The sequence below is a fragment of the Nguyenibacter vanlangensis genome, from assembly GCF_038719015.1.
GTDB lineage: Bacteria > Pseudomonadota > Alphaproteobacteria > Acetobacterales > Acetobacteraceae > Gluconacetobacter > Gluconacetobacter vanlangensis.
Genome location: NZ_CP152276.1, coordinates 3720876 through 3746049, shown reverse-complemented (window position 1 = coordinate 3746049; position 25174 = coordinate 3720876). Strand labels below are relative to the sequence as shown.

General features: G+C 65.7%; 23 protein-coding genes and 1 tRNA gene. 13 read left to right on the top strand and 11 right to left on the bottom strand.

What is annotated here, in order from left to right:
- Positions 1 to 9: 9 nt before the first annotated feature.
- On the bottom strand, positions 10 to 396 hold the full coding sequence (hpxZ, locus tag AAC691_RS17470) for an oxalurate catabolism protein HpxZ (RefSeq protein ID WP_342627845.1): 387 nt from the start codon (positions 394 to 396) through the stop codon (positions 10 to 12).
- A gap of 142 nt (positions 397 to 538) precedes the next feature.
- The gene (locus AAC691_RS17465; RefSeq protein WP_342630262.1) at positions 539 to 1312 is read right to left on the bottom strand and encodes an SDR family oxidoreductase; all 774 of its coding nucleotides are present in this window, start codon (positions 1310 to 1312) and stop codon (positions 539 to 541) included.
- 162 nt (positions 1313 to 1474) lie between these two features.
- Between AAC691_RS17465 and AAC691_RS17460 the strand changes: the two genes are divergently transcribed.
- The 4 genes from AAC691_RS17460 (at position 1475) to AAC691_RS17445 (ending at position 4499) form a co-directional block, all read left to right on the top strand.
- Positions 1475 to 2392, top strand: coding sequence for a LysR family transcriptional regulator (locus AAC691_RS17460; protein ID WP_342627844.1), 918 nt, complete (start codon positions 1475 to 1477; stop codon positions 2390 to 2392).
- An 82-nt stretch (positions 2393 to 2474) separates the two neighbouring features.
- On the top strand, positions 2475 to 3545 hold the full coding sequence (locus tag AAC691_RS17455; protein ID WP_342627843.1) for a 2OG-Fe(II) oxygenase: 1071 nt from the start codon (positions 2475 to 2477) through the stop codon (positions 3543 to 3545).
- A gap of 7 nt (positions 3546 to 3552) precedes the next feature.
- Positions 3553 to 3849, top strand: a complete 297-nt coding sequence (locus AAC691_RS17450) for a hypothetical protein (RefSeq protein WP_408906010.1) — start codon at positions 3553 to 3555, stop codon at positions 3847 to 3849.
- A complete protein-coding gene (locus AAC691_RS17445) occupies positions 3846 to 4499 on the top strand; it encodes a helix-turn-helix transcriptional regulator (protein WP_342627842.1) in 654 nt (217 codons plus the stop codon). The genes AAC691_RS17450 and AAC691_RS17445 overlap by 4 nt, the downstream gene beginning before the upstream one ends.
- Here AAC691_RS17445 and AAC691_RS17440 read toward each other — a convergent pair.
- From AAC691_RS17440 to AAC691_RS17420, 5 genes are read right to left on the bottom strand one after another with little or no spacing between them, the layout of a single operon-like run.
- Positions 4480 to 5919, bottom strand: a complete 1440-nt coding sequence (locus AAC691_RS17440) for a HAMP domain-containing sensor histidine kinase (RefSeq protein ID WP_342627841.1) — start codon at positions 5917 to 5919, stop codon at positions 4480 to 4482. The genes AAC691_RS17445 and AAC691_RS17440 overlap by 20 nt on opposite strands.
- Positions 5916 to 6584, bottom strand: coding sequence for a response regulator transcription factor (locus AAC691_RS17435; RefSeq protein ID WP_323989743.1), 669 nt, complete (start codon positions 6582 to 6584; stop codon positions 5916 to 5918). Before AAC691_RS17435 ends, AAC691_RS17440 begins: the two co-directional genes overlap by 4 nt.
- A 40-nt stretch (positions 6585 to 6624) precedes the next feature.
- Positions 6625 to 9693: a CusA/CzcA family heavy metal efflux RND transporter gene (locus tag AAC691_RS17430; RefSeq protein ID WP_342627840.1), complete on the bottom strand. Its 3069-nt coding sequence runs from the start codon at positions 9691 to 9693 to the stop codon at positions 6625 to 6627.
- A gap of 1 nt (position 9694) precedes the next feature.
- The gene (locus AAC691_RS17425; RefSeq protein ID WP_342627839.1) at positions 9695 to 10897 is read right to left on the bottom strand and encodes an efflux RND transporter periplasmic adaptor subunit; all 1203 of its coding nucleotides are present in this window, start codon (positions 10895 to 10897) and stop codon (positions 9695 to 9697) included.
- Positions 10894 to 12150, bottom strand: coding sequence for a TolC family protein (locus AAC691_RS17420; RefSeq protein WP_342627838.1), 1257 nt, complete (start codon positions 12148 to 12150; stop codon positions 10894 to 10896). Before AAC691_RS17420 ends, AAC691_RS17425 begins: the two co-directional genes overlap by 4 nt.
- Positions 12151 to 12422: 272 nt before the next feature.
- Between AAC691_RS17420 and lepA the strand changes: the two genes are divergently transcribed.
- From lepA to AAC691_RS17395, 5 genes are all read left to right on the top strand, one after another.
- Positions 12423 to 14228, top strand: coding sequence for a translation elongation factor 4 (lepA, locus tag AAC691_RS17415; protein WP_342627837.1), 1806 nt, complete (start codon positions 12423 to 12425; stop codon positions 14226 to 14228).
- Between the two features lie 125 nt (positions 14229 to 14353).
- A tRNA-Ser gene (locus tag AAC691_RS17410) sits at positions 14354 to 14444 on the top strand.
- 86 nt (positions 14445 to 14530) lie between these two features.
- Complete coding sequence (locus tag AAC691_RS17405) at positions 14531 to 16054, top strand: DUF6538 domain-containing protein (RefSeq protein WP_342627836.1); 1524 nt, start codon at positions 14531 to 14533, stop codon at positions 16052 to 16054.
- 329 nt (positions 16055 to 16383) lie between these two features.
- A complete protein-coding gene (locus AAC691_RS17400; protein WP_342627835.1) occupies positions 16384 to 18144 on the top strand; it encodes a hypothetical protein in 1761 nt (586 codons plus the stop codon).
- Positions 18145 to 18386: 242 nt separating this feature from the next.
- Positions 18387 to 18950: a recombinase family protein gene (locus tag AAC691_RS17395; RefSeq protein ID WP_342627834.1), complete on the top strand. Its 564-nt coding sequence runs from the start codon at positions 18387 to 18389 to the stop codon at positions 18948 to 18950.
- A gap of 17 nt (positions 18951 to 18967) precedes the next feature.
- Here the strand turns inward: AAC691_RS17395 and AAC691_RS17390 are convergent, their stop codons facing one another.
- Genes AAC691_RS17390 through AAC691_RS17375 form a run of 4 tightly spaced genes read right to left on the bottom strand, consistent with a single transcriptional unit; the run spans position 18968 to position 21342 of the window.
- Positions 18968 to 19477, bottom strand: a complete 510-nt coding sequence (locus AAC691_RS17390; protein WP_342627833.1) for a hypothetical protein — start codon at positions 19475 to 19477, stop codon at positions 18968 to 18970.
- A gap of 17 nt (positions 19478 to 19494) precedes the next feature.
- Positions 19495 to 19881 (bottom strand): hypothetical protein, encoded by a 387-nt coding sequence (locus AAC691_RS17385; protein WP_342627832.1) that lies wholly within the window; start codon positions 19879 to 19881, stop codon positions 19495 to 19497.
- Positions 19874 to 20518, bottom strand: coding sequence for a hypothetical protein (locus AAC691_RS17380; protein ID WP_342627831.1), 645 nt, complete (start codon positions 20516 to 20518; stop codon positions 19874 to 19876). The genes AAC691_RS17385 and AAC691_RS17380 overlap by 8 nt, the downstream gene beginning before the upstream one ends.
- Complete coding sequence (locus AAC691_RS17375; RefSeq protein WP_342627830.1) at positions 20518 to 21342, bottom strand: hypothetical protein; 825 nt, start codon at positions 21340 to 21342, stop codon at positions 20518 to 20520. The genes AAC691_RS17380 and AAC691_RS17375 overlap by 1 nt, the downstream gene beginning before the upstream one ends.
- A gap of 68 nt (positions 21343 to 21410) precedes the next feature.
- Between AAC691_RS17375 and AAC691_RS17370 the strand changes: the two genes are divergently transcribed.
- From AAC691_RS17370 to AAC691_RS17355, 4 genes are all read left to right on the top strand, one after another.
- Positions 21411 to 22037 (top strand): hypothetical protein, encoded by a 627-nt coding sequence (locus AAC691_RS17370; RefSeq protein WP_342627829.1) that lies wholly within the window; start codon positions 21411 to 21413, stop codon positions 22035 to 22037.
- Between the two features lie 172 nt (positions 22038 to 22209).
- Positions 22210 to 22602, top strand: a complete 393-nt coding sequence (mobC, locus tag AAC691_RS17365; protein WP_342627828.1) for a plasmid mobilization relaxosome protein MobC — start codon at positions 22210 to 22212, stop codon at positions 22600 to 22602.
- Positions 22599 to 24395: a hypothetical protein gene (locus AAC691_RS17360; RefSeq protein ID WP_342627827.1), complete on the top strand. Its 1797-nt coding sequence runs from the start codon at positions 22599 to 22601 to the stop codon at positions 24393 to 24395. Before mobC ends, AAC691_RS17360 begins: the two co-directional genes overlap by 4 nt.
- A gap of 224 nt (positions 24396 to 24619) precedes the next feature.
- Positions 24620 to 24856 (top strand): hypothetical protein, encoded by a 237-nt coding sequence (locus tag AAC691_RS17355; protein WP_342627826.1) that lies wholly within the window; start codon positions 24620 to 24622, stop codon positions 24854 to 24856.
- Positions 24857 to 25174 lie beyond the last annotated feature (318 nt).

The window sequence follows — 25174 nt, the reverse complement described above, 5'->3', positions numbered from 1 at the left end:
CGGACAGGTTCAGGAGATGTCGGCCATGAGCGAGACATGGGCGCAGGTGATCTTCCACCCCGCGTCGGTGCGGACCCAGGTCTGGCTCTGGCGGCCGATGCGGGTGCCGCCCTCGCGCTGGAATTCCAGGTTCACGGTGCCCAGATCCGGCCCGAAACTGGTGACGACGCGGCGCAGCACGCGGCGCTGCGGCGAACCGCCGACCCGGCCCTGGCGGAAGGCGGCGATCTCGGCGAAACCGTACAGGACCTCGCCCACGCCGTAGCGGATGGTTTCCGGCGCGTTGCGGAACAGGGCGTCGAGGGTTTCGACGTCGTTGGCCATCAGGGCGGTTTCGTACCGGTCCGCCATTTCGGTGAGTTCGGCGACGGTGGCGGGGTCGTCGATGGTCAGCATGTCGGCTCTCCTGCGCGGGTTTGCGCGAGGAGCGTATCGCGGCATCCGGCACGCCGCAAAGCCGCGCCGGGGACGCCGGCGCGTTCCGGCCAAGCCGTTTATTTCGCTTCCGTTTATTTCGCTGCCCTTTATTTCGCCGCCTTTATTTCGTCGTATAGCCGCCGTTGACCAGGATGGTCTGGCCGGTCATCCACCAGCCTTCGGACACCAGGAAGCGGACGAAGGGGGCGATGTCCGCGACGTCGGTCAGGCCGGTCCTGGTGAAGGCCGACAGGGCGGCGGCCTGCTTGTGGTAGGCGACGGCGTCCGGCGCTTCCTGGCCGTAGAAGAAGGGCGTGTCCATCGGGCCGGGACCGATGGCGGTGACCGAGATGCCGCGTGCGCCATATTCCTTGGACGCGGCGCGGGTGAAATGCTCGACCGGGGCCTTGGCGCCCGCATAGGTGGAATAGAACGGGGTGTAGGCCCCCAGCAGCGAGGTCACCAAAGTGACCAGCTTGCCGTTGTCGTTGAGATGGATGCCGGCTTCCTTGATGAAGAAATAGGCCGCCTTGGCGTTGATGGCGAACATCGAATCGAACTCGGCCTCGGTCGTTTCGGCGATGGGCTTCTTCAAGACCTTGCCGACCGTGTTGATCGCGATGTCGGGGCGGCCGATCGCCGCCACCGTGTCGGCGAAGAGCCTGGCGCAGGCCCCGGCGCTGGTCAGGTCGGCCTGCAGCGCCACCGCCTGGACCCCTGCCGCCCTGAGGTCGGCCAGGGTGCGGTCGGCGTCGGGCCGGGTGGCGGCGCTGTTGTAATGGATGGCGATCGCCTTTGCGCCGTGGGCGGCGAGGTCGCGCGCGATCAGGCTGCCGAGATTCTTGGCACCGCCGGCGATGAGGACGGTCTTTCCCCCGATTCCGTGGTCCGCAATGCCGTGGTCCGCAATGCTGTGATCGATCATGGCTGGGTTCCCTGCTGCCATCCGCGTTCCTGCCCGGGACGATAGGCGTTGCGCGTTTCGGCATAAACGTCGCGACATCGACAACAGATGTCGTAAAAATCGAACAATAACGGGAATTGACCGGGAGGTGCCTTGGACCGGATCGAACTGTTTCGCGTCTTCGCCCGGGTGGTGGAGACGGCGAGTTTCACCCGCGCGGCGGACGGGCTGAACATGCCGCGTTCGTCGGTGTCCACCGCCATCCAGGAACTGGAGGCGCGGCTGGGCGCGCGGCTGCTGGCGCGCACGACGCGTTCGGTCGCGCCCACACCGGACGGGGCGGCGTTCTACGAGCATTGCGTGCGGCTGATCGCCGACATGGAAGAGGCCGAGGCGCTGTTCCGGCGGGACGCGGTCGGGCCGCGCGGGGTCCTGCGGGTGGACATGCCCGGGCGGATCGGACGGCTGATCGTCGCCCCTGCCCTGCCGGATTTCCTGGACCGCTATCCGGGGATCGAGATCGTGCTGGGGGTAAGCGACCGCGCGGCCAATCTGGTGGAAGAGGGGATCGATTGCGCGCTGCGGGTGGGACCGCTGCACGAGTCCGGGCTGATCGCGCGTCGGATCGGCGAACTGGCGCTGATCAACGTCGCCAGCCCGGCCTATCTGGCGCGGCATGGCGTGCCGCGCGGGCCGGCCGACCTGACGGCGCATCAGGTGGTGCGCTATGCCTCGCCCGCCACGGGGCGGGTCGAGGACTGGGAATGGATGGCCGAGGGGCAGATCCGGAGCGCGGCGCCGGCCGGGCGGGTGACGGTCAACAGCGCCGAGGGGCTGATCGCCTGCTGCCTGGCCGGGCTGGGGCTGATCCAGGTGCCGGCCTATGACGTGCGGGGCCATCTGGAGACGGGAGAACTGGTGGAAGTGATGGCGGACCGGCGGGCCGCGCCGCTGCCGATGGCGCTGCTGTACCCGCATCGGCGGCACCTGTCGCGCCGCCTGCAGGTCTTTGCCGACTGGCTGGCAGGCATTCTGGCCGCGACGGCGATGTCCGGCCGGCCAAGGCCGTGAGGGGGCGCTTCATTTTCCCCGATGTTGCGGGATGGGCGAATCGGCCTAGTGTTTCGGGACCGTGTGATCGAGGCCCCCCGTGATGTCGTCCGCCCGTGCGTTGCTTGTCGGAGATCCGGCGCCCTGGTTCGTGCAGCGCTGCACCACGCCGTTCGGGACCTATAGTTTCGACATGGCGGCGGGGCGGTCGGTCCTGCTGTATTTCTTTCGCTCGTCGACCCAGGCGGGGGTGGGCGCGGCGCTGGCGCATCTGCGCGCGGCGGGGGCGGTGCTGGATGGGGTGCGCAGCCATTTCTTCGGCGTTTCGACCGATCCGGAGGACGAGGCGCGGTTGGGCGAAATGCCGCCGGGCATGCGGTTCTTTCGCGACGCGGACCGTGCGGTGACCACCTTGTACGGCCTGGCGGAGCAGGAGGCGCCGTATTGGATGGTCGTCGATCCGATGCTGCGGATTGCCGCGGTGCAGCCGGACGGGCCGGGGGTGGCGGAGCGGATGGTCGGTCTGCTGTGCCGCATGAGGCCGATCGCCCCGGCCGCGCCGGTGCCCGTGCCGGCGCTGATGCTGGCGGACGTGTTCGAGCCCGCGTTCTGCCGGCAATTGATGGCGTATTATCACGCGCAGGAGAGCGTGCCGTCGGGCATGCTGACCGAGCAGGTGCCGGGGCGGTCGGTGGCGGTGGCCGATCCGGGGTTCAAGCGGCGGCGCGATTGCCGGCTGCGGGACCGGGGGCTGGTGGGGCAGGTGCAGGCGCGGATCATCCGCCGCGTGGTGCCGGAGATCCACAAGGCGTTCCAGTTCCAGGCCACGCAGATGGATCGGCTGATCCTGGCCTGCTACGATTCCGGCGAGCAGGGCTGTTTCGGCCCGCATCGCGACAATACGGTGGCGGCGGCGGCGCATCGGCGCTTTGCCGTGTCGATCAACCTGAATGACGGATTCGAGGGCGGCGCGGTGTCCTTTCCGGAATTCGGGGGGCCGGGATTCTGCCCGCCGGCGGGCGGGGCGCTGGTATTTTCCTGCGGGCTGCTGCATGCGGTGACGCCCGTCACCCGGGGGCGGCGCCATGCCTGCCTGCCTTTCGTGTTCGATGACGCGGCGGCGGCGATCAAGCAGGCCAACCGGGCGGCCATGGGGCGGACCGAAACGGCGTGAGCGCCTGTTGCCAGCGGCGGCGGAAACGCCGATCCTGCGCGCCATGTGGAGCGAACCCTATCTGGAGACCTGCTGCCGGTCGGCGCTGCACCGGCTGATCCTGTGCGGCGCGGCGGGGCGGCCCGAGGGGCTGAAGGACCAGCCCTGCCTGGAGCGGATGGCGGGCATGGGGCTGGTGGCGCGCGACGCGGCCGGGCGGTACCGGGCCACGGCGGCGGGGGTGGCGCGCCATGACTCCGAGATCATGGCCCCGGCGATCACGGCCCGGGCAACCACGGCTTCCGGCGGCGGCGCCGGGCGATGATCCGCCATGACGATATCTGGCACGCGCTGGACGTGCTGGCCGCCGAGCGGGGGCTGACGCCGTCGGGGCTGGCGCGGGCGGCGGGGCTGGACGGCACCAGCTTCAACCCGTCGAAGCGCGCGACCCCGGCGGGGCGGCCGCGCTGGCCGGGGACCGAGAGCCTGGCGCGGGTGCTGGATGCCACCGGCCTGACGCTGGAGGCGTTCGGCCGGCTGATGGCGGGGCAGGCCGTGCCCCGCGCGCCGCACCGCCCGGCCGGGCGGTCGCGGCTGCGCCTGTCGCACCTGTCGCAACTGGAGCAGGGGGGGATGTTCGATGCCGCTGGCCATCCGGCCGGGCGGCACTGGGACAGTTGGGACGTGCCGGGGCTGGCCGAGCCCGACCTGTATGCCGTGACGATCGACAGCGACGCGTTCGACCCGGTCTTTCGCCTGGGCGCGATGCTGATCGTCTCGCCGGGGGCGCCGGTGCGGCGGCAGGACCGGGTGATCCTGCACCGGGGGGACGGGGTGCTGTGCGCCATCGTGCTGGAACGCCGGCCCGGTGACGCGGGTGACGCGGTGTTGGGCGGGATCGGGGCGCAGGAGGGCATGGAGATCGCGGTGGGCGCGGAGGATCACCTGCACCGGATCATGATGGCTGTGCTGTAGCGACGCGGAGCGCGCGGGCGGCCGGGCCGGGGCGTGCCGCGGGCACGGGCTGGTGGGCGGCCAGTGTGATGCGGGCGCGGAACCCCCGGTCGTGGTCCGGCAGGGGGGAGGCGATGTCCAGCCCGGCGCCCATCTGGCCGGCGATGCTGGCGACGATGGCCAGGCCGAGGCCGCTGCCGTCGGACGGACTGTCGCCCCGCACGAAGGGTTCGGTCAGGCGGCGCAGGATGGCGGGCGGCAGGGCCGGGCAATCGTTGATGATGTCGACATGGATAATGTCGACATGGCCCGGGCGCGACAGCGCGACCGTGATCGGCGTGCCGGGCGTGCCGTGGTTGGCGGCGTTTTCGATCAGGTTGCGGAACAGGATGCCCGCGGCGTCGATGTCGCCCCGGACGATCAGCGAATCCATGCCGTCGCAGGTCACCACGACCTCGCGGAAGGCGGGAGGCGTATCCTGGAATTCGTCGGCCAGGACGTGCAGCACGGCGATCAGGTCGAACCGGTCGTCGGCGATGGCCGCGCCCGAGGCGGCACGGGAGAGTTGCAGCAGCTTTTCCGTCATGCGGCCGAGGCGGCGGATCTGCGCGATCATGCCGGCCAGGCGGCGGGGGGCGCCCGGTTCGTGCGTCCGGTCGTGCATCTGTTCGCGCAGCATCTGGGCCTGGGCCAGCAGGGCGCCGATCGGGTTGCGCAGCTCGTGCGCCGCGTTGGCGGCGAAGGCGCGTTCGGTCGAGAGTGCCTTCTTCAGCCGGTCCAGCAGGGAATTGAGCGCGGCGTGGATGGGCAGCAACTCGTCGGGCAGGTTCAGAGGCGGGATGGGGGTGAGGTTGCCGCCGCCGCGGGCGCGGATTTCGACCTGGAGGTCGGTCAGGGGGCGCAGGGCGCGGCGCACCACCCAGCGCACCAGCAGCCACACGCAGGGCAGGAAGACCACCATCGGCAGGATGGAGATCAGCGTGGCGCGGCGCACGGCCTCGCGCCGGTGGAAGGTGGGTTCGCCGACCAGGATGTAATGGCCGCCGTCGGTCGCCTGGACGACATAGACCCGAAAGCGCGGCCGGTCGTAGAAGCCCGGCTGCAGCAGCGGCACGAAGGGATGGTCCGGCGCGTTCTGCGAGCGCAGCACCAGCCGTCCGTCCGGGGTCGCGATCTGGTAGGCGAGCGTGCGCGGCCCGACCTGGGGCAGGCGGGCGACGTCGTCGCCGCGCGGGGCGGCGCCGATCGCGGAGATGACGAATTCCAGCCGTTCCGCGACCTCCTGCAACGAATTGTCCAGCCGTTCCGTGACCTCGTAGCGGGTGAAGCCGGCGACCAGGGCGCCCAGCAGCAGCAGGCAGCCCAGCACCACGGCCAGCACCCAGGCGACGATGCGCGCGGCCAGGGTCCAGCGGGGCGCGGCGGGGACAGCCGTCATCATGCCCCGGCCCCGCGCGCCAGGCAGTAGCCGCGGCCGCGCACGGTGCGGATCAGGCCGGGGCCGACCTTCTTGCGGACGCGGCTGACGAAGACCTCGATCGCGTTGCTTTCGATTTCCTCGCCCAGGCCGTAGAGCGCGTCCTCGATCTGTTCACGCGAGCAGATGGCGCCGGCGCGGCGGGCCAGCAATTCGATCACCGCCCATTCGCGCGCGGTCAGTGCCACGTCCTGTCCCAGGCGGGACATGCGGCGGCGGGCGAGGTCGATTTCGACCTCGCCCAGTTCCAGGCGGTTGTCGACCAGGGCGACGTAGCGGCGCGAGACCGCGTCGAGCCGGGCGAGCAGTTCGTCGAAATCGTAGGGCTTGACGATATAGTCGTCCGCGCCGTCGGACAGGCCGGCGATGCGGTCGCTGATCTGGTCCTGCGCGGTGGTGATCAGGATGGCCATGGCCGAGCCGCCGCGCCGGACCTGCCGCAGCAGGTCGCGGCCGCTGCCGTCGGGCAGGCCGAGATCGAGCAGCAGGAAATCATAGGCGGCGGCGGAGAGCGCGGCGCGGGAATCGTCCAGCGTGGTGAACCAGTCCACGGCGTGGCCGGCGCGGCGGAGCCGGTCCCGCACCGCCGAGCCCAGGGCGGCTTCGTCCTCGACGATCAGGATCCGCACCGATGCCCTCCTTGCCCGCGCGGACGGATGTCCGTCCGCGTCATGCGTCGCTTCTGTCGCGCATCACCCGTGCATAGAGCGACGGCAGCACCAGCAAGGTCAACAGGGTCGATGAGACAAGGCCGCCGATCACCACGCTGGCCAGGGGGCGTTCGACCTCGGCCCCCGCGCTGGTGGAGAAGGCCATGGGGAAGAAGCCGAGGCTGGCGACCAGGGCGGTGGCGATGACCGGGCGGAAGCGCTCCTCGGCGGCCTCGAAGGCCGCGCGGGCGACCGGGATGCCGCGCGCGCGCAGATGCTGGATGTAGCTGACCAGCACCACGCCGTTGAGGATGGCCACCCCGAACAGCGCGATGAAGCCGATGCCCGCCGAGATGCTGAAGGGCAGGCCGCGCGCCCAGAGCATGAGGATGCCCCCGGTCGCGGCCACCGGCAGGTTGACGAACACCAGCAACGCCGGCCGGACCGCGCCCAGGGCCACCACCAGCAGGGCGAAGATCAGCGCCAGCGCGATCGGCACCACGATGTCGAGCCGGGCCATGGCCGATTGCAGGTTGCGGAACTGGCCCTGCCAGATCATACGGTAGCCGGGGGGGAGATGCACCCGCGCCGCGACGGCGGCCTGGGCGGCGGCGACGTAGGAGCTGAGGTCGCGCCCGCGCACATTGGCCTGCACCACCAGGCGGCGCTGGATGCGGTCGCGGCTGATGCGCGGGGGGCCGTCGGCCACCGCGATGTCGGCCACCTGCGACAGCAGCACCGTCCCCTGCCCGTCCGCCCGGCGGACGCGCAGGCGGGCGATGGCGTCGCGGGAGCCGACCTGGGCGGGGTCGAAGCGGATCTGGGTGTTGACCACGGCGTTGTCGACGATGACGGGCCGGCCGATATGGCCGCCCACGGCCTCGACCGTGTCCAGGATCTCGGACAGCGGCACGTTCATCTGCGCCGCGCGCCGGCGGTCGACATCGACATGGATGAAGGGCAGCGTGCCGTCGCCCTGCGGCGCCACGTCGGCGGCGCCGGGCACGCCGTTCAGCGCCGCGGCCACCTGGTCGCCCAGGCGGGAGAGCATGTCGAGGTCGGGACCGTAGATCGAGACCGCGATCTGGGTCCGGACGCCGGACAGCAGATCGTCCATGCGCATCTGCACCGGCTGGCTCCAGGAGAACTGGGCGTCGGGCAACTGGTCGCGCAGGACCTTGTCGATGGCGGTCACCAGCCCTTCTTGCGTGCTGGCGGTGCGCCACTGCGACGGGTCCTTGAGGAAGATGAAGCTGTCGGTTTCGTTGACGCCCATCGGGTCGGTGGGGATGGCCGAGGTGCCGGTGTTGCTGACCACGGTCGCGACCTCGGGGAAGCGCTTGAGGATCTGTTCCTCGCGCTGGACGGAGTGCAGCACGGTGGGCAGCGAGGCGCTGGGCAGGCGGGTGGAGGTGACGACCAGCGCGCCCTCGCCCAACTGGGGGATGAATTCGCCGCCCAGGCGGGTGGCCAGGAACACCGAGAGGAGGAAGACGGCGAAGGTGGCGCCGAACAGAGGGCCGGGATGGGCCTCGCCCCACAGCACGACGGGGCGGTAGCGGCGGCGCAGCATCGCCACCAGGCGCGTGTCGCCATGGGCGGGGGCGTGGCGCAGGGCCAGCGCGGCGATCACCGGCACGCAGACCATGCAGTAGGCCAGGGACGCCAGCAGCGCCATGATGATGGTCTGGGCCATCGGGCGGAACATCTTTCCCTCGATCCCCTGCAGGGTCAGGATCGGCAGGTAGACCATGATGATGACCAGGATCGCGAAGCCGACGGGACGGATCACCTGCATGACCGAGGACACGACCTGGGTGCGCAGGTCGGCGGTATCGCCGCGCCGGCGGTGGGCGATCAGGTTTTCGACGATCACCAGCGAGCCGTCGACGATCATGCCGAAATCGATCGCGCCCAGGCTGAGCAGGTTGGCCGAGATGCCGAATTGCCGCATGCCGGCCATGGCGCAGGCCAGCGCGAAGGGAATGACCGAGGCGATGACCAGCGCGGCGCGCCAGTCGCCGATCACCACCACCAGCACCGCCACGACCAGCGCGGCGCCCATCATCAGGTTGTCGCGCACCGTGGCGATGGTGCGGTCGGTCAGGTCCGAGCGGCTGTAATAGGGGTCGAGCGTGACGCCGGCGGGCAGCGAACGCGCGATGCCGGGCAGCGCCGCGCGGATGCCGGCCAGGGTGGCGTCGGAGCTGGCGCCCATGCGCATCAGCACCACGCCATTGACGATTTCGCCCTTGCCGTCGCGGGTGACGGCGCCCAGGCGGGTGCGCGGGCCCATGGCGACGCGGCCGATATCGCGCAGGCGGATCGCGGTGCCGTCGGGGTTCTGCCGGACCGGCAGGGCGGCGAAATCGTCCAGGCTGCGGATCAGGCCGCGGCCGACGACGATCTGCTGTTCGGCGTGATGTTCGATCCAGCCGCCGCCGGATGCCGCGTTGTTGGCATCCACCGCGCGATAGATTTCGCTGACCGACAGGCCGTAGGCGGTCAGCCGGGCCTGGTCGATGGCGACCTGGTAGGTTTCCTCGGCCCCGCCATTGACGTTGACGTCCACCACGCCGGGCACCAGCTTGAGCTGCGGCACCACCACCCAGTTCATCAGCCGGTTGAGATCCATCAGCGACAGGCGCGGGCCGCGGATCTGGACCTGCATGATTTCCCCCATGCCGGTGGCGAGCGGGCCCATGTTGATCGACAGTCCCGGGACGGAGATCAGGGACCGGGCCTGCTGGATGCGTTCGTTGACGCGGGTGCGGTCGAGATCGATGTCGGTGTCGTCGTCGAACTGCACATAGACCACCGACACGCCCGAGCGCGAGACCGAGCGCAGGTCGTTCATGCCCGGGATGCCGGCCATGCTGGTCTCGATCGGGAAGGTGATCAGGCGTTCCACTTCCTCGGTCGCCAGGCCGGGGGCGACCACCGAGACCAGCACCTGGCGCGGCGAGATGTCGGGCACCGATTCGACGGGCAGGCCGAGGATGGCGCCGATCGCCGCCAGGAGGATGGCGATCGCGCCGCCGATCACAACGAACCGGCTGGCCTGCAGGCGTTCGAGCAATCCGCGCATGTCAGCCGCCACCCGTTCCGGCCAGCAGCAGGCTGGATTTCAGGGCGAAGCTGCCCTGGGCGGCCACGGCCTGTCCGGCGGCGAGGCCCGCGGTGACGACGGCGCTGCCGCCGCTGTCCAGCGCCACGGTGACCGGGACGGGACGGAAAATGTCGGGGGCGGTGCGGATGAAGACCACGTCGCGGCCATTGACCTGCTGCACGGCCTCGGACGGGATGACGATGCCGGTGGCGCGGTCGTCGGTCTGCAGTTCGGTGTCCAGCATCATGCCCGGCCGCAGCGCGCCGCCGGGATTGGGCACGGCGCTGATGACCCGGACCAGGCCGGTGGCCGGGGCGGCCATGCCGTCGACCGAGCCGATGCGCGAGGCCAGCGCCCGGTCGCCGAGCCGCGTGACCTGCCGTCCGCCGGGCACGATATGCGCCGCGTCCTGGGGCGGGATGTCGGAGACGATCCAGACCGAGGACAGATCGACCAATGTCGCGGCGTCCTGCCCCGGTTCGATATCGCCGGCCACGGCGACCGAGACCGATTGCACCGTGCCGTCGACCGGGGCGATCAGGGACGAGGTTTCGTCCTGGGAGGTTTCGTCGCCGTTGTCGCGTTCGGTGACGGAATTGAATTCCTCCTGGAACCGGTGGGACATCGTCGCGACGTCGGCCTGGCGGGCCAGGACGGTGTTCTGCGCCTCCTGCAGCACCGCGAGGCGGCGGCGGACCTCGCCGGCGGCGATCGTGGCGCCGGCGAGGTCTCGGGCGCGGCGATAGGCGGCCGCGGCGTCGTCGCGCGCCGCGATGGCGGCGTTCAGGGCGGCGCGCATCTGCACCGCCTGGAGACGGGCGACGTGCAGGGAATGATCGACGTAATCGACCAGCACCGTATCGCGGGCGACGCGCTGCCCGGCCAGGACATGGACGGCCAGCACCTTGCCCGAGCCCACGGGGCGGATATGCACCACGCGGGTTTCGTCCGGCATCACGCGGGCGAGGGCGGGCAGCACGCGCGAGACGGTGCCGGCGCGGGCGGTGGCGACGGTCAGGCCCTCGTTCTTCTGCGCGTCGGCGCCGATGGTCACCGGGGCGAGGCCGTCGGCGGCGGGTGTCTCGGCGGCGGGCGTATCGGCAGCGGGCGTCTTGGCCTGGGCGGGAGCGAGGATCGCGATGAGGGCGGTGGCCGGCAGCAGGGCGGCGAGGCGTTTTCTCATGGCGTGGTGCCCGCGGCGATGGCGGCGCGCATGATGGCGGCGTGCCATTCGATTTCGGCCCTGTTCAGCGTGAGGATGGCGGAATAGGCGGCCTGTCGCGCCCGCAATGCCTCGACCAACGATGTTTCTCCTACCTGCCAGGATCGTTCCATTTCATCCGCGCGCCGGTTCAGGGCACCGGCGGCGGCGCGGGCGCCATCCAGCGTCGCGGCGGAGGCGTCCAGCCGGGCGCGCACCTGGGCCAGTTCGACGCGCACCGCGCGGCGGGCCTGCAGTTCCTGGCTGCCGGCGGCGGCCAGCCTGTCCCGCGCGGCGGCCATCTGCGGCACGTTCCGCGCCGCGCTGGGCAGCGGCATGATGACGTTGACGCCGACCTGGTCGTCCCACGGGCTGCCGTACTGGCCCTGGTGAATCACGCCGACGCCGATTTCGGGGTTGGGCATGAAGGAGGCGCGGGCGAGGCGCACGCTTTCCTGGGCCGCCATGACGGCGCGGCGGGCGGCGCGGACGCGGGGATCGTTGTCCTCGACCAGTTGGGGGGTGCCGAAGCGCGTGCGGGCCAGGAGGCGCGCATCGCAGGACAGGATGTCCGGCACGCCGTCGCGGCCCAGCAGCACCTGCAGCGCGGCGGCGGCGGTGGCGGTCTGTTCGCGGGCCAGGGCGACCTCGTTACGGGCGGCGGCCAGTTCGGCGGCCACGGCCTGGCGGTCGGACAGGGGGGATTCGCCGACCCGCGCGGCGTGGGCGGTGGCGGCGTCCAGGCGCCGCATCGCCTGCAGCAGCGACAGGGCGACCGCCTGTCGGCGCTGGGCGATGACCAGCGCGCCGGTGGCGTCCAGCACCCGGACGGCGACGGCCATGTGTTCGGCGTTCATCCGTTCCTGGATGGCGGCGGCGTCGGCCTGTGCCACGCGGCGGGTGGCGGTGCCCTGCCCCGGCAGCCAGAGCGGCACCGAGATGCTGCCCTGATAGGTCGTGTAGCCGAGATTGGAGCCGATGAAATGGTCGTCGTAATATTGCGCGGAGACGACCGGGCCGCCGGGGAACCAGGATCGCGCGGCATCGGCGCGGTCATCGGCGGATTGGCGGTTGGTCGCCAGTTCCGCGCGCATCGGGTCGATCGCCCAGGCGGCGCTGACGGCGTCGTGGAAGGCCAGGCCGGCGGCGTGGGCCGGCGGCGCGGCGGCCAGGCACGCGACGGCCAGCAGGGCGGCGCCCAGCGTGCGGGCCGGCGGGACGCTGCCGCGATCCATGACGGAGGGGGCTGTCCCGCCGTGCCGATTCCCATTGTGCCGGTCCCTGTCGTGCCTGTCGTGTCCCCTGCCCTGCTTCATGCGGCATCCCACGCGATCCGGCGGCCCCGTGCCGCACCTGCAGGAAAGGGGCTCTATCACAGGAAGCTGACGGGACCCTGAACGTGGTGTGCCGACGGGGCGGCCCGACGGGATGGGCCAAGGGGGCGGGGACGGAGAATTTCGATGCGGGCCCGCTGACTTTCCCGGGGTTTTGGCCTATGTCTCCGCCCATGACCGACACACCGCTCTCGCTGATCCGCAATTTTTCGATCATCGCGCATATCGACCATGGCAAGTCGACCCTGGCCGACCGGCTGATCCAGGCCTGTGGGGCGCTGAGCGCGCGCGAGATGACGAACCAGGTCCTGGACAACATGGAGCTGGAGCGCGAGCGGGGCATCACCATCAAGGCGCAGACCGTGCGCCTGACCTATCCGGCCAAGGACGGCAAGACCTATGTGCTGAACCTGATGGACACGCCGGGCCATGTCGACTTCGCCTATGAAGTCAGCCGGTCGCTGGCGGCGTGCGAGGGGTCGCTTCTGGTGGTCGACGCGTCGCAGGGGGTCGAGGCGCAGACCCTGGCCAACGTGTACCAGGCGATCGACGCCAACCACGAGATCGTCCCGGTGCTGAACAAGGTCGACCTGCCGGCCGCCGAGCCCGAGCGGGTGAAGGCGCAGATCGAGGAGGTGATCGGCATTCCGGCCGATGACGCGGTCGAGATTTCGGCCAAGACCGGCCTGAACATCGAAGGCGTGCTGGAGGCGCTGGTCACCCGCCTGCCGCCGCCGGTGGGCGACGACAGCAAGCCGTTGCAGGCGCTGCTGGTCGATAGCTGGTACGACCCGTATCTGGGCGTGATCATCCTGGTGCGCATCAAGGAAGGGCGCCTGCGCAAGGGGTCGCGCATCCGCATGATGTCGAACGGCGCGGTCTATCACGTGGACCAGGTGGGGGTGTTCGCGCCGCGCATGGTGCCGGTGGACGATCTGGGGCCCGGCGAAATGGGCTATATCAACGCGGCGATCAAGACCGTGGCGGATTGCAATATCGGCGATACGGTCACCGATGACCGCCGGCCGGCCGAGACGCCGCTGGCGGGGTTCAAGCCGTCGATCCCGGTCGTGTGGTGCGGGCTGTATCCGATCGATGCCGACGATTTCGAGAAGCTGCGCGACAGCCTGGCGAAGCTGCGGCTGAACGACGCGTCGTTCCATTACGAGGCCGAGACCTCGGCCGCGCTGGGCTTCGGCTTCCGCTGCGGGTTCCTGGGGCTGCTGCATCTGGAGATCATCCAGGAGCGGCTGAGCCGCGAGTTCAACCTGGACCTGATCGCCACCGCGCCGTCGGTGGTCTATCGCCTGTATCGGACCAATGGCGGGATGGAGGAGCTGCACAACCCCGCCGACATGCCGGACGGGTCGGTGATCGAGAAGATCGAGGAGCCGTGGATCGTCGCGACCATCATGGTGCCGGACGAGTATCTGGGCGCGGTGCTGACACTGTGCACCGAGCGGCGCGGCATCCAGAAGGACCTGACCTATGTCGGGAACCGGGCGATGGCGGTGTATCGCCTGCCGCTGAACGAGGTGGTGTTCGATTTCTACGACCGGCTGAAATCGGTGTCGCGCGGCTATGCCAGTTTCGATTACCAGATGGACGGGTATGAAGAGAGCGACCTGGTGCGGATTTCGATCCTGGTGAACCAGGAGCCGGTCGATGCGCTGGCCTTTATCGCGCATCGCTCGGCCGCCGAGACGCGCGGGCGGTCGATCTGCGCCAAGCTGAAGGAGCTGATCCCCCGGCAATTGTTCAAGATCGCGATCCAGGCGGCGATCGGCAGCCGGGTGATCGCGCGCGAGACGATCGGCGCGATGTCGAAGGACGTGACGGCCAAATGCTATGGCGGCGACATCTCGCGCAAGCGCAAGCTGCTGGAAAAGCAGAAGGAAGGCAAGAAGCGCATGCGCCAGTTCGGCAAGGTGGAGATCCCGCAGAGCGCGTTCCTGGCCGCGCTGAAGATGGATCATTAAGGCCGCCGGCAAAGCCTGGAGCCGGAGGAGCGCATCGGGGCTTTGCCCCTTGCGCCGGGCGGAAATGTTGCTATGTTCCGCGCCCATACGGCGGGCCGCCCGGCAGGTGGGCCCGTTTGTGCGCCGGAGAGATGGCCGAGCGGCTTAAGGCGCACGCTTGGAAAGCGTGTGTACGTTAATAGCGTACCGTGGGTTCGAATCCCACTCTCTCCGCCAGCACCATAACCACTTGATTTCATTGGGCTTTTTTCTTGGCTTCGGCAGTGTGTGGCACACGTTGGTGGCACACACGGGAAGCCAGAATGGCGACGCCTTACATGCAGCGCAGACGGTCGGTCTGGCACTTGAAAATTCGGGTTCCGGCCGACCTGCGCCCGCTGCTGAAGCAGCACGTTGTCCGGTCACTGAAGACGTCCGATAAAGTCATTGCGCAGGCCCGCGCCATAGAGGCGGCCTCGGCAATGAACGGGATATTCATGGACATCAGGCGGCAGGCCCTGGAAATCATTGCGGGCGTGAAGGACGACAAGCGACCACTGGCAGAACTCCGCCAGTTCTTGCAGGACCACGCGGACGAACTGGCCGCCCAGCCGAAAGAGTTTACGGAGCAATTTATTCGTGCGCTCCGAGGTGTCCGCGACCTTGAGGCCGGGCGGAACCGCCAGGACCAGTCGTGGCACGACCACCAGTCCAATATCATTGAAGCCATCAAAGCGGCGCGCCTTCAGGGTGAGGTCGAGGGGATGGCGCGTGCCATCAGGGAGGGGGCCGGTGCCAGGGTCGCGCCGTCCATCGCTGAAATCCGGGCTATTGAGCCGGAACAGGAGGGTCGGGCAGACCCATGGCCGGACCTCATTCCAGAGTTCTACCGGGACCGCCCTGACTTCGCGCCAAAAACCCTCATCGGGTATGGCACTACCTTCCGGCACCTTGAAGAAGTCATAGGGCGGAAGCCTGTCCGGGAAATCGCGAAGGGAGACATTAAGAATTTTGCGGATTTCCTGCGCGACAAGCCGTCCACCCGCTCCAAGACCGGCACTCTCAAACGGAATACAATCCTTCGTCAGGTCACGGAAGCCAAGGTGTTCCTCCGGTGGGCATGTGACTGCGGATACCTGGAAGACCGGGGCTTTGATGATGTGAAAATCCGGGGAGCGACACAGGCCGAGAAGCGCCAGCTACCGGAGGAAATCCGGCGGGCTTTCACGCCTGATGAGTTGCAGACCCTTTTTCAGAGCCCCCTCTTCACCGGATACAAGAGCCCCACCAAACGGGCCACGCCTGGACCTATGATGGCCAGGGGGACAGATGCATGGTTCCTAATCATCATGGCCCATACTGGCGCACGCATTGCTGAAATCGCGACGGCACCGGCAGTTCTGAAATATCTTGATGACGTCCCTTGCCTCGACCTTATCGACGCAGGGTCGAAGACGAGGAACGCCCGCCGCCTGGTCCCGATTATCCCTGGGCTTCGCAAGCTGGGCTTCATTGAATATGCCCAGCGCCAGGCAAAGGCCGGGAGGCTGTTGATGGATGATGGCCGGGAGAAGCGGTCCCCGGATGCATGGTCCAAGAGACTGAATCGTTATCTTGACGATATCGGCCTCACAGACGACGCCCTAGTGACATATTCCCTTCGGCACTCATTTAGGCAGATGCTCCGCGCGGCCAACCTGAACCATGAAGTAGTCAACAGGGTCTTCGGCCACGAAACCGGAGAGGTCGGCGCTGGATACGGCAAGCAATTGTCATCTCAAGAGGCGCGGCAAGTAGTGAGCAAGGTCAGGTTCCCCATTCCGCTTGACCACCTCGACCGGCGCTGACCAGACTGTTACACTTTGTCACACGGAGAACGTCACGAGAACATTGAATTCCGGGACTCTCGTTCATCACAATTCAAAGAATTTACCCGCCGCACATCGAGGCCCTGGCAGGCTTACGACATGGACGGCGGGTATTGGTGACGTAGAGGCACTGTAGCAGGTCATTCCGGCCTGTTCAAAACCTTTCCGTCATCAGGTGGTGGCGGAGATTGTTTCAGGTGCCCGAGCGGAACGGACGACAGAGAGCAGAAAGAAGAGCGGAGCGGTATGACGCGCCCCGACTGCCCGCCCATGTTCGTCGTTACGACCACGATACGGCAACAGACCTGTTGACCGGCAGGCGCGTAGATTTCAGGAACTGGCTGGGGGGCAGAGAGAGCGAAGAAACCTTGCTCCGCCAGTCGCATCACGTTGCGCAAAAGCTGCTGAACCCCGAGCGCCGCGACCCCATCGACCTGTTCGCGGACCCTGCCGATGGCGGGGTGACTAAGATTGGTCTGGTCACTCGCCAAATCGAATTGCTGCCCGCAAGCGTGTTTAGGGAGGATAGATTTCTCCCAATCGTGGCGGCATTGCAGCGGTACCCGATTTTAAATGTCCTTGAGCTACATCTGGCCGACCTTGGGAGCCGGGGTGTCGGCAGGGCGATGGACCTTACATTTACTGCCGGTCAGCCGGTCCCGGCATTCGGAGATTTCCGGCGCGCCAGGCAGGCGTTTACGCGCCGAATCTCCAGGCTATCGAGTGAAGTCAATCAGGAATTCGGCGGGCGCATCCGGTTGCAGTTTGCTGCCGTCGAATACTCTCGCAAGCAGCGCGATGGTAGCAATCAATTTTCCTACCATATCCATGCAAATAGTGCCGCATGGATGGAGGACTTTGACGCGGTGGTGTGGGACGAATTCATGGCGTATGCTAACGAATTCATGGGGGCACACGTTCACAGCAGCGGCGAGGTTCGCGATGCCAAGAAATATGTGCGATACGCCATTAAGCCAGCAGACCTCTATACAGCGTCGGGGGACGAACTGTGCTGGCTCTATGCGCAGTCTCGCAGGTTGCGCGCAATCTCTGCATACAACGATTTCGCGGGGGTGCAGAAGGCCATCAAGGCCAGCGGCCGCAAGGTAGTCGCCATATCGGGCGGCGAACTCTCTCTTGTCGAGAAATCTGCGTCACTCGCTGGGCACGGCCATGATGACGGCCTGGACGACGACTACGAGCGCGAGATTGCTGCCGGGCTCCATACCCCTGCTCCCGAACCGGCCGCCCCGACCCCAGCACCAGAGCGGGCGGACGGAGGCGGTCCGGCGTGCAACATGCTCCTGGGCTATACGCTGCCAAGCGCACGGTTCTCGCCATGGAAAGAACCTCATATGTTGGTTCGAAACTACAATGAGTATGACCGGTCGTGCGAAGAGCTATGGGCGCAGGCGGGCAACGAGATTGTGTATGCACGGCAGGAGTGGGACCGGAAGGGTGCGCCTCACCCGGCCGTCGCGCTCCGTATTGCGGCGTGGTTGCAGGAGGCCGACCCGGAGCAGGTCGAGCGAATTGAGAATGAGCTTGAGAAGGAACTGACCACATTTGCCGAGCTTGAGGGGGTGTTGTCCGCATCTGACGCCGGGAAGACAGTCACGCCGGAAGAATCCGTGCATGATGGCCGTCCTGACCTTGTTCACATTACCCGGTTAACTGTCCTGAGCCCAGCCGACCTCAATTATGATAAAGGTCAAGATGAGGAAGAACGCCTTCAAAATCTGTCTTCTGAATCGCCATCTTGGGTCCGCGTTGACCGGGCGACGGGCGAGATTACTGACAGAGAGACCGCCCACCTGCCAGAACTGTCCGTAGTTCCGGCAGTCGGCGGCATTCAGCATAATCTCTATGTTCCTGGCCCGGCCAATCAGGTCGCCGTTCTGCCCGCGTCAGCACTGGTGCCCCGCTATCTCCGCCCAGCCAGGCCGACCGTCACCGTGGAATCCGCCCAGGCCACGGTCATCGCCCTGCCGACCCCGCCTGTCCGCCCCCGCCGCACTCGCCATTTTACCGAAGCGGTCCTCGACGAAATCTACAGCCAGGCCGCCTGACGACCATCCGGCGCAGGGGTGAGGCGAAGCCGACCCCCGGTGCCCATTGCGCAGCCCGCGTCCAGGGGGGGCGAGCACAGTAAAGAAGGTCATCGCTCCGTGATTTACCTGTCTCCTTTGGGTATACCCTTGGACAATGTTCTTACATTGTTCTTTTATGAGGCAATTCGTGTATCCGGTGGGTTATAATTTACTTATGCGACACATGCCGTCGCAGGGCCTAGACCCAAAGGATACACATCATGATTTACGGATACGCGAGAGTTAGCACGACCGACCAGTCAACCGAAATCCAGGAGAAGGCGTTGCGTGATGCCGGGGCGGAACTGGTCCGCTCCGAGCGGGTGTCGGCGACAAGCCGGGCGGGCCGGACGGAACTTGAGACCCTTCTCGCGTTCATGCGTGCCGGTGACATCTTGCTAGTGACCCGCATTGACCGTCTCGCGCGCTCCGTTCATGACCTGACCAGCATTGTTGCAGAACTGGAGAAGAAGGGCAGCTTTCTACGGGCTACGGAGCAGCCGGTAGATACGTCCAGCCCTGCGGGCCGAGCGTTCTTGCAGATGATGGGTGTCTTTGCCGAACTCGAAACAGCCATCCGTGCGGAGCGGCAGGCCGAAGGAATCGCGAAGGCAAAAAGGGCTGGAAAATACAAAGGCCGACCGGCTGACATGCCGATGGTTGAGCGTGTCTTCAATCTCAAAGCGCAGGGTCTGGGCGCGACGGAAATCGCGAGGGCCGCTGGCATCACCAGGGCGCACGTATACCGTGTCCTCGCCCGGCAGGGGGGCCTTCTTGCCGCCTAACCCCCGGTTGTCCGCGATTACCACATGATATCCTCGGCTCCTTGCGCTCGACACAGGGCGCTTCCGCCGAGGATATCATGCTCCGCTTCGCTCCGTGGCTTCGCCATGGAAATCGTGGACAACCTGCAACCATGTGCCTGGACAACGCGACCCGCTGGGCCGCGAGCGGAATCACCCCGAAAACGTCGGTTGCTGGATGGTAGGCGCGCCGTCCCGCTGCCTCCATTGAAGATGCCACCGATGGACACGCCGGTAATGCTCGGCAGGCAGCAGAGACCACCGCCTACGCCGAGTTGTGTGAATGCGGATTTATAAGTTTGCTGGCTCTGGGGTTTGGACGCCTGATACAGCGTCCACAGGCCATAGCCCGTCAGGCCGATGCCTCCCATGAAGAAGAACTCGACGAGGAACTGGCCAATCCGCTGCATTTGTGATGTCCAGCCACCAGCAACGTCGCCCACGCTTGTCGCCGCATCGGCCGGGGCAGCCACTGCCATCACACCGACCGCCCCGGCCATCACCGACACACCCGACTTCCTCATTCTCATATCGTATACTCCTTCTCGTCCAGAATGATGGTTGAGCCGCTTGTGGCTGAATCATCGCTTGTCGGAATCATGGATAGCATTGACGCAAGCGCAAGAAGCTGCCCTTGTCTCCGCCCAGTTTCCATCAGGGCGGCACGGGTCGCCCGAAGCGCGGGGGCCGGCATCAGGACCTCCAGCTTGGCATCACCCAGCACTGACAGCAGCATCGTGGCCGGTGACAGCAAGTCCAGTTTGCCAACGGTCAGTCGGCGCACGTGTGGCCGTCCAGCACGCATATAGAGTTCGCAGTCAATTGGTCCGCTGTTGAGAATTGCGTCGATGTTGGTCGGCCGGTCGCTAAGAATGTTCATTATCACGGTTGCGAGTTCAGGATTGTCACGCATTGACGTTTTCCTCTTCTTTTCGTGCATAGGCGTCGAGCGCCAGCAGGCAGGCAAGGGCCGCGCTTTTGCCAAGGTTCAGGTCTCGGTCTGTGGTAGTCTTTCCGGAAATTATATTGATAGTTACATCGTGTCCGTCTGCGTCAGGCAGTATCTCGAAAATGACGGGGATAATTGCGGGATTGCTCCCTGGCCAGCCACGGCCGAAGGTGATTACGAATCTCAAATCGTGATACATGACGCCGAGGGCATATTCGTTATCCGCAGCATCGTGCGCCCACAATTCTAAATAAATCGGGGCATCAAATACAGGGAGTCGGAAGTTTTTTGTTGGGCCATTTTTCTCAAGGTCCAGCATCGCAGCTTTGTCGAAAGTTGCGGTTTTCTCGACTTTTTGAGCAGCCTTGAGTACAGAGTTTTCTAGTTTTTCGTCGCTGCCACTGTGAAGACACGGCAAGCGGTCTTTCCGGATTACTTCGAGCATAGACATGTGGTGCCCCCCTTTCTTTCGGGCACTGGAATCATCGCACCACCTTATGCAAGCCAGTTCACCCCGCTCGCCCATCGCCGCCAAGGTGCGGCTCCGGCTCGCAAGGGGTGTCGGGGTCGGCTTCGCCTCGCCCGGCACCATCAGCGCCATCACATCAGCAGTCCAGCCAGCGGGTCCGGCTCGGGCCGGTCGTCATCCGGCTTGACTTCTTCATCTGGCGCGATGTCCGGCAGGTCAGGCGTAGGAACTTCCTTCGGTCCGCCGCCCGACTTTCCGGAACCCGCCACCCGAAGCGCAGCGGCAATCGCGACTCTTTTCCGGAGCAATGCCAGGGCGGCCGGAGCGTCTACGCGCAGGATACTGCCATCTTGGCGAATCTCCGGCCGCATTGCTTCGTGCAATTCTTTATCAGGCTTGATTTCGCGGACGCCTTCGAGCATCCGGATTGCACCGGGGTAATCGTCAAGGCGGCGGGCGGCCGCTTGGACTTCCGGTTTTTTGTCGAACTCCGCAATCTTTTTGTCTTGTCGTCTGACCCTGTTTTCCAGCCGAGCCGCTTCGGACGTCAGCAGCTTCATAGCTCCCTCTTTGTCCCAGGCCGACAGTTCTGCCGCCGCCTTTTTGACCGCTGACAGCCTGCGCTTGTTCGTTGTGGTCCAGCCGAACCATCCGCGCGGCATCGCCTCGGCCTTGTTGACGGCTTCCGTCAGTGTCGCCGTCCGGTCCCGCACTTTCTGATAAAGCGCGTCGCGGTCGGGGCGGGTGTCCAGCCGCTCCGGCCGGGCAGACATAATTAGTAAATCGGCCTCTCGCATCGCTCCGAAATCCTGAATCAGCCTGTCGATAAGCATACGCCATAGCTCGATTCCCACGGCAGCGAACGGCAACATGTGTTCGATAATCCCGGCTACGTGAGCGCCGGGCGTCGGTTCTTTTATCACGGCAGAAAACTCCCGAAAAATAGGTTTCCCCATATTTTCCCACCGTCTCTTGCAAGCCACGACGCCATTATTTGGAGGGCCACAGTAGAAGGGGGCGGAATATGGCGACGCGCCGGGCGGTCAATATCGCAACGATGAAAGAGGAAGAGATTGAAATCGAGCAGGAGCGACGCGATGGCGGGTTCTGGCCGCCCTGTTATCTTAACTTCTGGCACCATCACCGCCGCATCGCCCCAGACGCCCCGGCGTTCATGCTCGACCGTCAGCCCAACGACTTTCTCGGCTTCCATGATGGAGAGAGGGGCGGTCGGATTACAGTATTCGGGAAACCCCATATCTATAGTCAGTCAACTCTTTTTCACGAACTCTGGCACCACGCCGAGAGCCGTCTTGCCTCCCGTGCGGAGTGTGAAATCGTTTATCGTGAAGTGAGGCGCGGGGACGATTGGGGCTCTGATTATCTCGATAGTGATAGCGAGCGAGCGGCAAGGGCATTTGAGCACTACGCCAGCGCCCGCGCCCATGGGCTGCAGATGGCCGCCGCAAAGAAGGGGTCGGCTCAGGCGGTATTCCAAAAAATATACGAAGGCCGGGCGCACGCGGAATGTGAGAAGCGCCGCAGGCGGGAGAGATTGAGGCCGCTCTTGGAATGGGGGTGGATGCTGGCCGGGGCCGGGGGGTTATTCGGGGTGTTCTTCGTCATCCTGCCTCACCTCCTGACGCACTGAATCTCCGTCGCTTGCATCCGCCCATAATAATGTCTGCGACATAGCCAGGCGTGCTTTCTTGGGCCCTGCGGACCCAAAAAGCAGGCTGGCCAGGGGGAGGAAACCTCCCCCGTGGACCCCCACCATCTAAGCTGCCGCCATCACGGTATGATGTCGGCACAGGAGCAGACCGATGGCCAGCACCGCTCGACTTCACTCATTCCGCATCCGCGCTTCGAGGGCCGACCTCGACCGATGGGCCGCAGCCGCAGAGGCCGCCGGACTTCCTCGCACTTCATGGCTCCGCGCCCTGGCCGCCGACGCCTCGGCTGGCACCAGACACCCGGCCGCGCTTGCTGATGAACTCCGCCTTCTGCGCCGGGAGTTATTCGCATGCGGCAATAACCTCAACCAAATCGCGCATCGCCTCAATTCAGGTGACCATGCCGACCCAGCCCCAGCCCTTGAAGCGTTCGAGGTGGCGGCAAAAACCGCGACCGACTTCCTGAATGATGCCCATGCTCCCCTTCGGGTGGGCGGCACCCGCAGGAAGAAGGCGGCTAAGGCCGGGAGGGCGGCGGGGTGATTATCGGCGCGACTAGAATCAAGGTCGCTTCTCGTAATGGTCCGCATGCCCTCATCAGGCATGTGTTCCACGGCACCGATAATGAATCTATCAAGATAATCCAGGGCGGCAAATACGCTGTCAGGGCCGCCCACGAAGATGCTCGGGCGGCAGGTCGGACCTACAGCAACCGCCATTTTTCAGTCTCGCCCGAGGAATCGACGACGCGCGAACAAGCCCATGGGGTTTTTGCGTCAATCGCGGGCGAGTTTGGTTTCAATCTCGCTGACGCGACCATCGTTGAACATCACAAGCCCCGGGAAGGCGACCAGGGCTACGAACGCCATTGGCATATGATAGTCCCTGAAATCCGCCGGGACGGCACCACGCTCGACAGCCGTTTTATGAAGCCCCGCCAGGAGAAACTTGGGCGGCTCGCGGAAATCCGCCTGGGCCATCCAATAACCCAAGGCAAGCACGACCGGGCGGTGTTGGCCGCAATGGAGAAAGAAAATCTGCCCGAAGCCCAGGCGTTTGCCGAGGCGGTTCGGTGGCGGGAGTTTGGGCCGGGGGCTGGCGAGCCCAAGGCGGCCTATAGCGCCAATACGCATCAAATCCTTCGCCGTAATGGCCTCAAAACCCCCCAGGTGAAGGCAGCCATAACGGCGGCATGGCAGGCTAGAAGTGACGAAAACCCTCTCTCTTTCAAAGGCATGCTTCATGCTTGCGGAATCGACCTCATCTCTGGCCGCAGACCTGGGGCGTGGGTCGCTGCCGTGGGTGGCGTGGAAATCACAGCAATTCACCGGCTACTCAGGGTCAAGCAAGTAGACGTGGAGGCAGAGATGGCAAAGGCACAGAAGAGGCAGGCACCGGCTTGGACAAGGCAAGAGGGCGGGTATGAAGCCCTTAGTCCGCAGGGCAAAGAGCGCGCGGAAGCCGCATATGTCACCTTCCGGCAGGTCTATGAGAAGGCCAGGGGTCATGAATATCCTCATGGTCTCCATGATTATGTGCAGTGGTGCCAGAAGCAGGAGGCGCGCAAGCCCTACCATGAGCGCGCCGCCCGGCCAGAGACCGCCAAGGTTCCCGAGGCTCCTGCCGCCCGTCCCGAGCCCCAGGCACCGAAGGCATTGCCGTTGCCCGACGACCCCGCAGCCCTACGCCGCATAATCGGGGTGCCACGCTGGTCGGAGCGGAATCGCGACCCTGACGCAATCGCCGCCGCCTATCAGGGGCAGGTCAACAAAGCCCGCGAGAAGGCCGAAGCCCAGCTTGAGCGCGCCGAAGCGGCAATCGAGCGCACCGCTCCATCGGACAAGATTGCAGACGGTAAGGCCCTCGGCAAACTCGCCGACATCGCCGCCGGTCTGACCATCAAACTCCTGAATGTGGTCTTGCGCCCCCTCGGCATCCCCATCACTTGGGAGCCGAGCATGGGCGCGGCCCGCATCATCGGCCAGAACCCCGGCAACCCCAGCGCACATGAGGCCGCCCATAGGGACGCCGAGGAAATCCGCGAAAAATTGGTCCAGATGGCAACCCCCGACGCCATCCGGGCCAAGGCCGCCGAGGTCGCGGCGGCACGGCAGGCGGAACACGATGCATGGATGGACAGCACCGCACCGGCGCGCATGAAGCTCGCGGAAATCGAAGCCCGGTTGGAAGCGGAGCGCATCGAGGCAGAGCGCCGCGCCAAGGCCGAGGAAGCCCGACAAGCGGCGGCCTTGGCGGCCAAGGAGAGGGGGGCTGTCGAAGTGGACCTGCCGGATTTCGAGCCGGAGACGGACATCTTGAGGGGTCTGGAAATCTGACCACTCACGATAACGTGATGGATGCGCAAGTTTATGGGCGCGCCCATCTCATTCTCATGACAGTCTTCATGAATTTATGAAAGTTCTCATGAATCGTCATGGCGTTCTTCATAAATAAAAATTGGATATTCCCTGCAATTAACAATCATCTTTGGAAGATGTGTTTGACGGACTGGAGGCGGTCGTACTACGTTTTTCGTGTCGCAACCAAGGAGGGACTAGCGATGCAGGTTGAATACAGAGAGTTTGTGCTTTGGGTCGCGAAGCCTGGGGCCGGGATTGATGGTGTAATAGATGTTTACTACGGACCAATCGTTGACGCGTTGGAGCGATGCCGCCGCATGGGCGATGCGCAGATAATAAGGCGTATGGTGCGCGTGCTGGGGATGGGTCGGCGTGACATCACAGTTCACCGCCTTGACGACGTGTTGGCCATCGGGGTCGGGCTTGCTAGAATCTGAGGTCTGTGGCACACAAATGTGGCACACACCTGCCTGCGGCTGAAATGCAGGTCAAAAAAAAGCGCAATGAAATCAGTGTGTTGTCGGACAGGCGGGAAAAAGCTCCCACTCTCTCCGCCATGTGCTTGATTTCATTGGGCTTTCTGGCTTCGGCAGTGTGTGGCACATGTTGGTGGCACGCACGGGAAGCCAATGCCGGCACCTTACATGCAGCGCAGGCGGTCGGTCCGGCACCTGAAAATCAGCGGCGCAAGGCGGCGGAGAAAGCTCTGCTTGCCGGAATACAGGAGACCTGCGTCCGGGGTACCCTCCGCAACC

Coding starts and splice junctions, on each gene's coding strand:
- AAC691_RS17375 (WP_342627830.1), bottom strand. CDS start 21,342: ATGGGGAAACCTATTTTTCGGGAGTTTTCTGCCGTGATAAAAGAACCG.
- AAC691_RS17455 (WP_342627843.1), top strand. CDS start 2,475: ATGTCGTCCGCCCGTGCGTTGCTTGTCGGAGATCCGGCGCCCTGGTTC.
- hpxZ (WP_342627845.1), bottom strand. CDS start 396: ATGCTGACCATCGACGACCCCGCCACCGTCGCCGAACTCACCGAAATG.
- AAC691_RS17420 (WP_342627838.1), bottom strand. CDS start 12,150: ATGGATCGCGGCAGCGTCCCGCCGGCCCGCACGCTGGGCGCCGCCCTG.
- AAC691_RS17370 (WP_342627829.1), top strand. CDS start 21,411: ATGGCGACGCGCCGGGCGGTCAATATCGCAACGATGAAAGAGGAAGAG.
- lepA (WP_342627837.1), top strand. CDS start 12,423: ATGACCGACACACCGCTCTCGCTGATCCGCAATTTTTCGATCATCGCG.
- AAC691_RS17355 (WP_342627826.1), top strand. CDS start 24,620: ATGCAGGTTGAATACAGAGAGTTTGTGCTTTGGGTCGCGAAGCCTGGG.
- AAC691_RS17395 (WP_342627834.1), top strand. CDS start 18,387: ATGATTTACGGATACGCGAGAGTTAGCACGACCGACCAGTCAACCGAA.
- AAC691_RS17405 (WP_342627836.1), top strand. CDS start 14,531: ATGGCGACGCCTTACATGCAGCGCAGACGGTCGGTCTGGCACTTGAAA.
- AAC691_RS17380 (WP_342627831.1), bottom strand. CDS start 20,518: ATGGCGCTGATGGTGCCGGGCGAGGCGAAGCCGACCCCGACACCCCTT.
- AAC691_RS17385 (WP_342627832.1), bottom strand. CDS start 19,881: ATGCGTGACAATCCTGAACTCGCAACCGTGATAATGAACATTCTTAGC.
- AAC691_RS17425 (WP_342627839.1), bottom strand. CDS start 10,897: ATGAGAAAACGCCTCGCCGCCCTGCTGCCGGCCACCGCCCTCATCGCG.
- AAC691_RS17430 (WP_342627840.1), bottom strand. CDS start 9,693: ATGCGCGGATTGCTCGAACGCCTGCAGGCCAGCCGGTTCGTTGTGATC.
- mobC (WP_342627828.1), top strand. CDS start 22,210: ATGGCCAGCACCGCTCGACTTCACTCATTCCGCATCCGCGCTTCGAGG.
- AAC691_RS17445 (WP_342627842.1), top strand. CDS start 3,846: ATGATCCGCCATGACGATATCTGGCACGCGCTGGACGTGCTGGCCGCC.
- AAC691_RS17440 (WP_342627841.1), bottom strand. CDS start 5,919: ATGATGACGGCTGTCCCCGCCGCGCCCCGCTGGACCCTGGCCGCGCGC.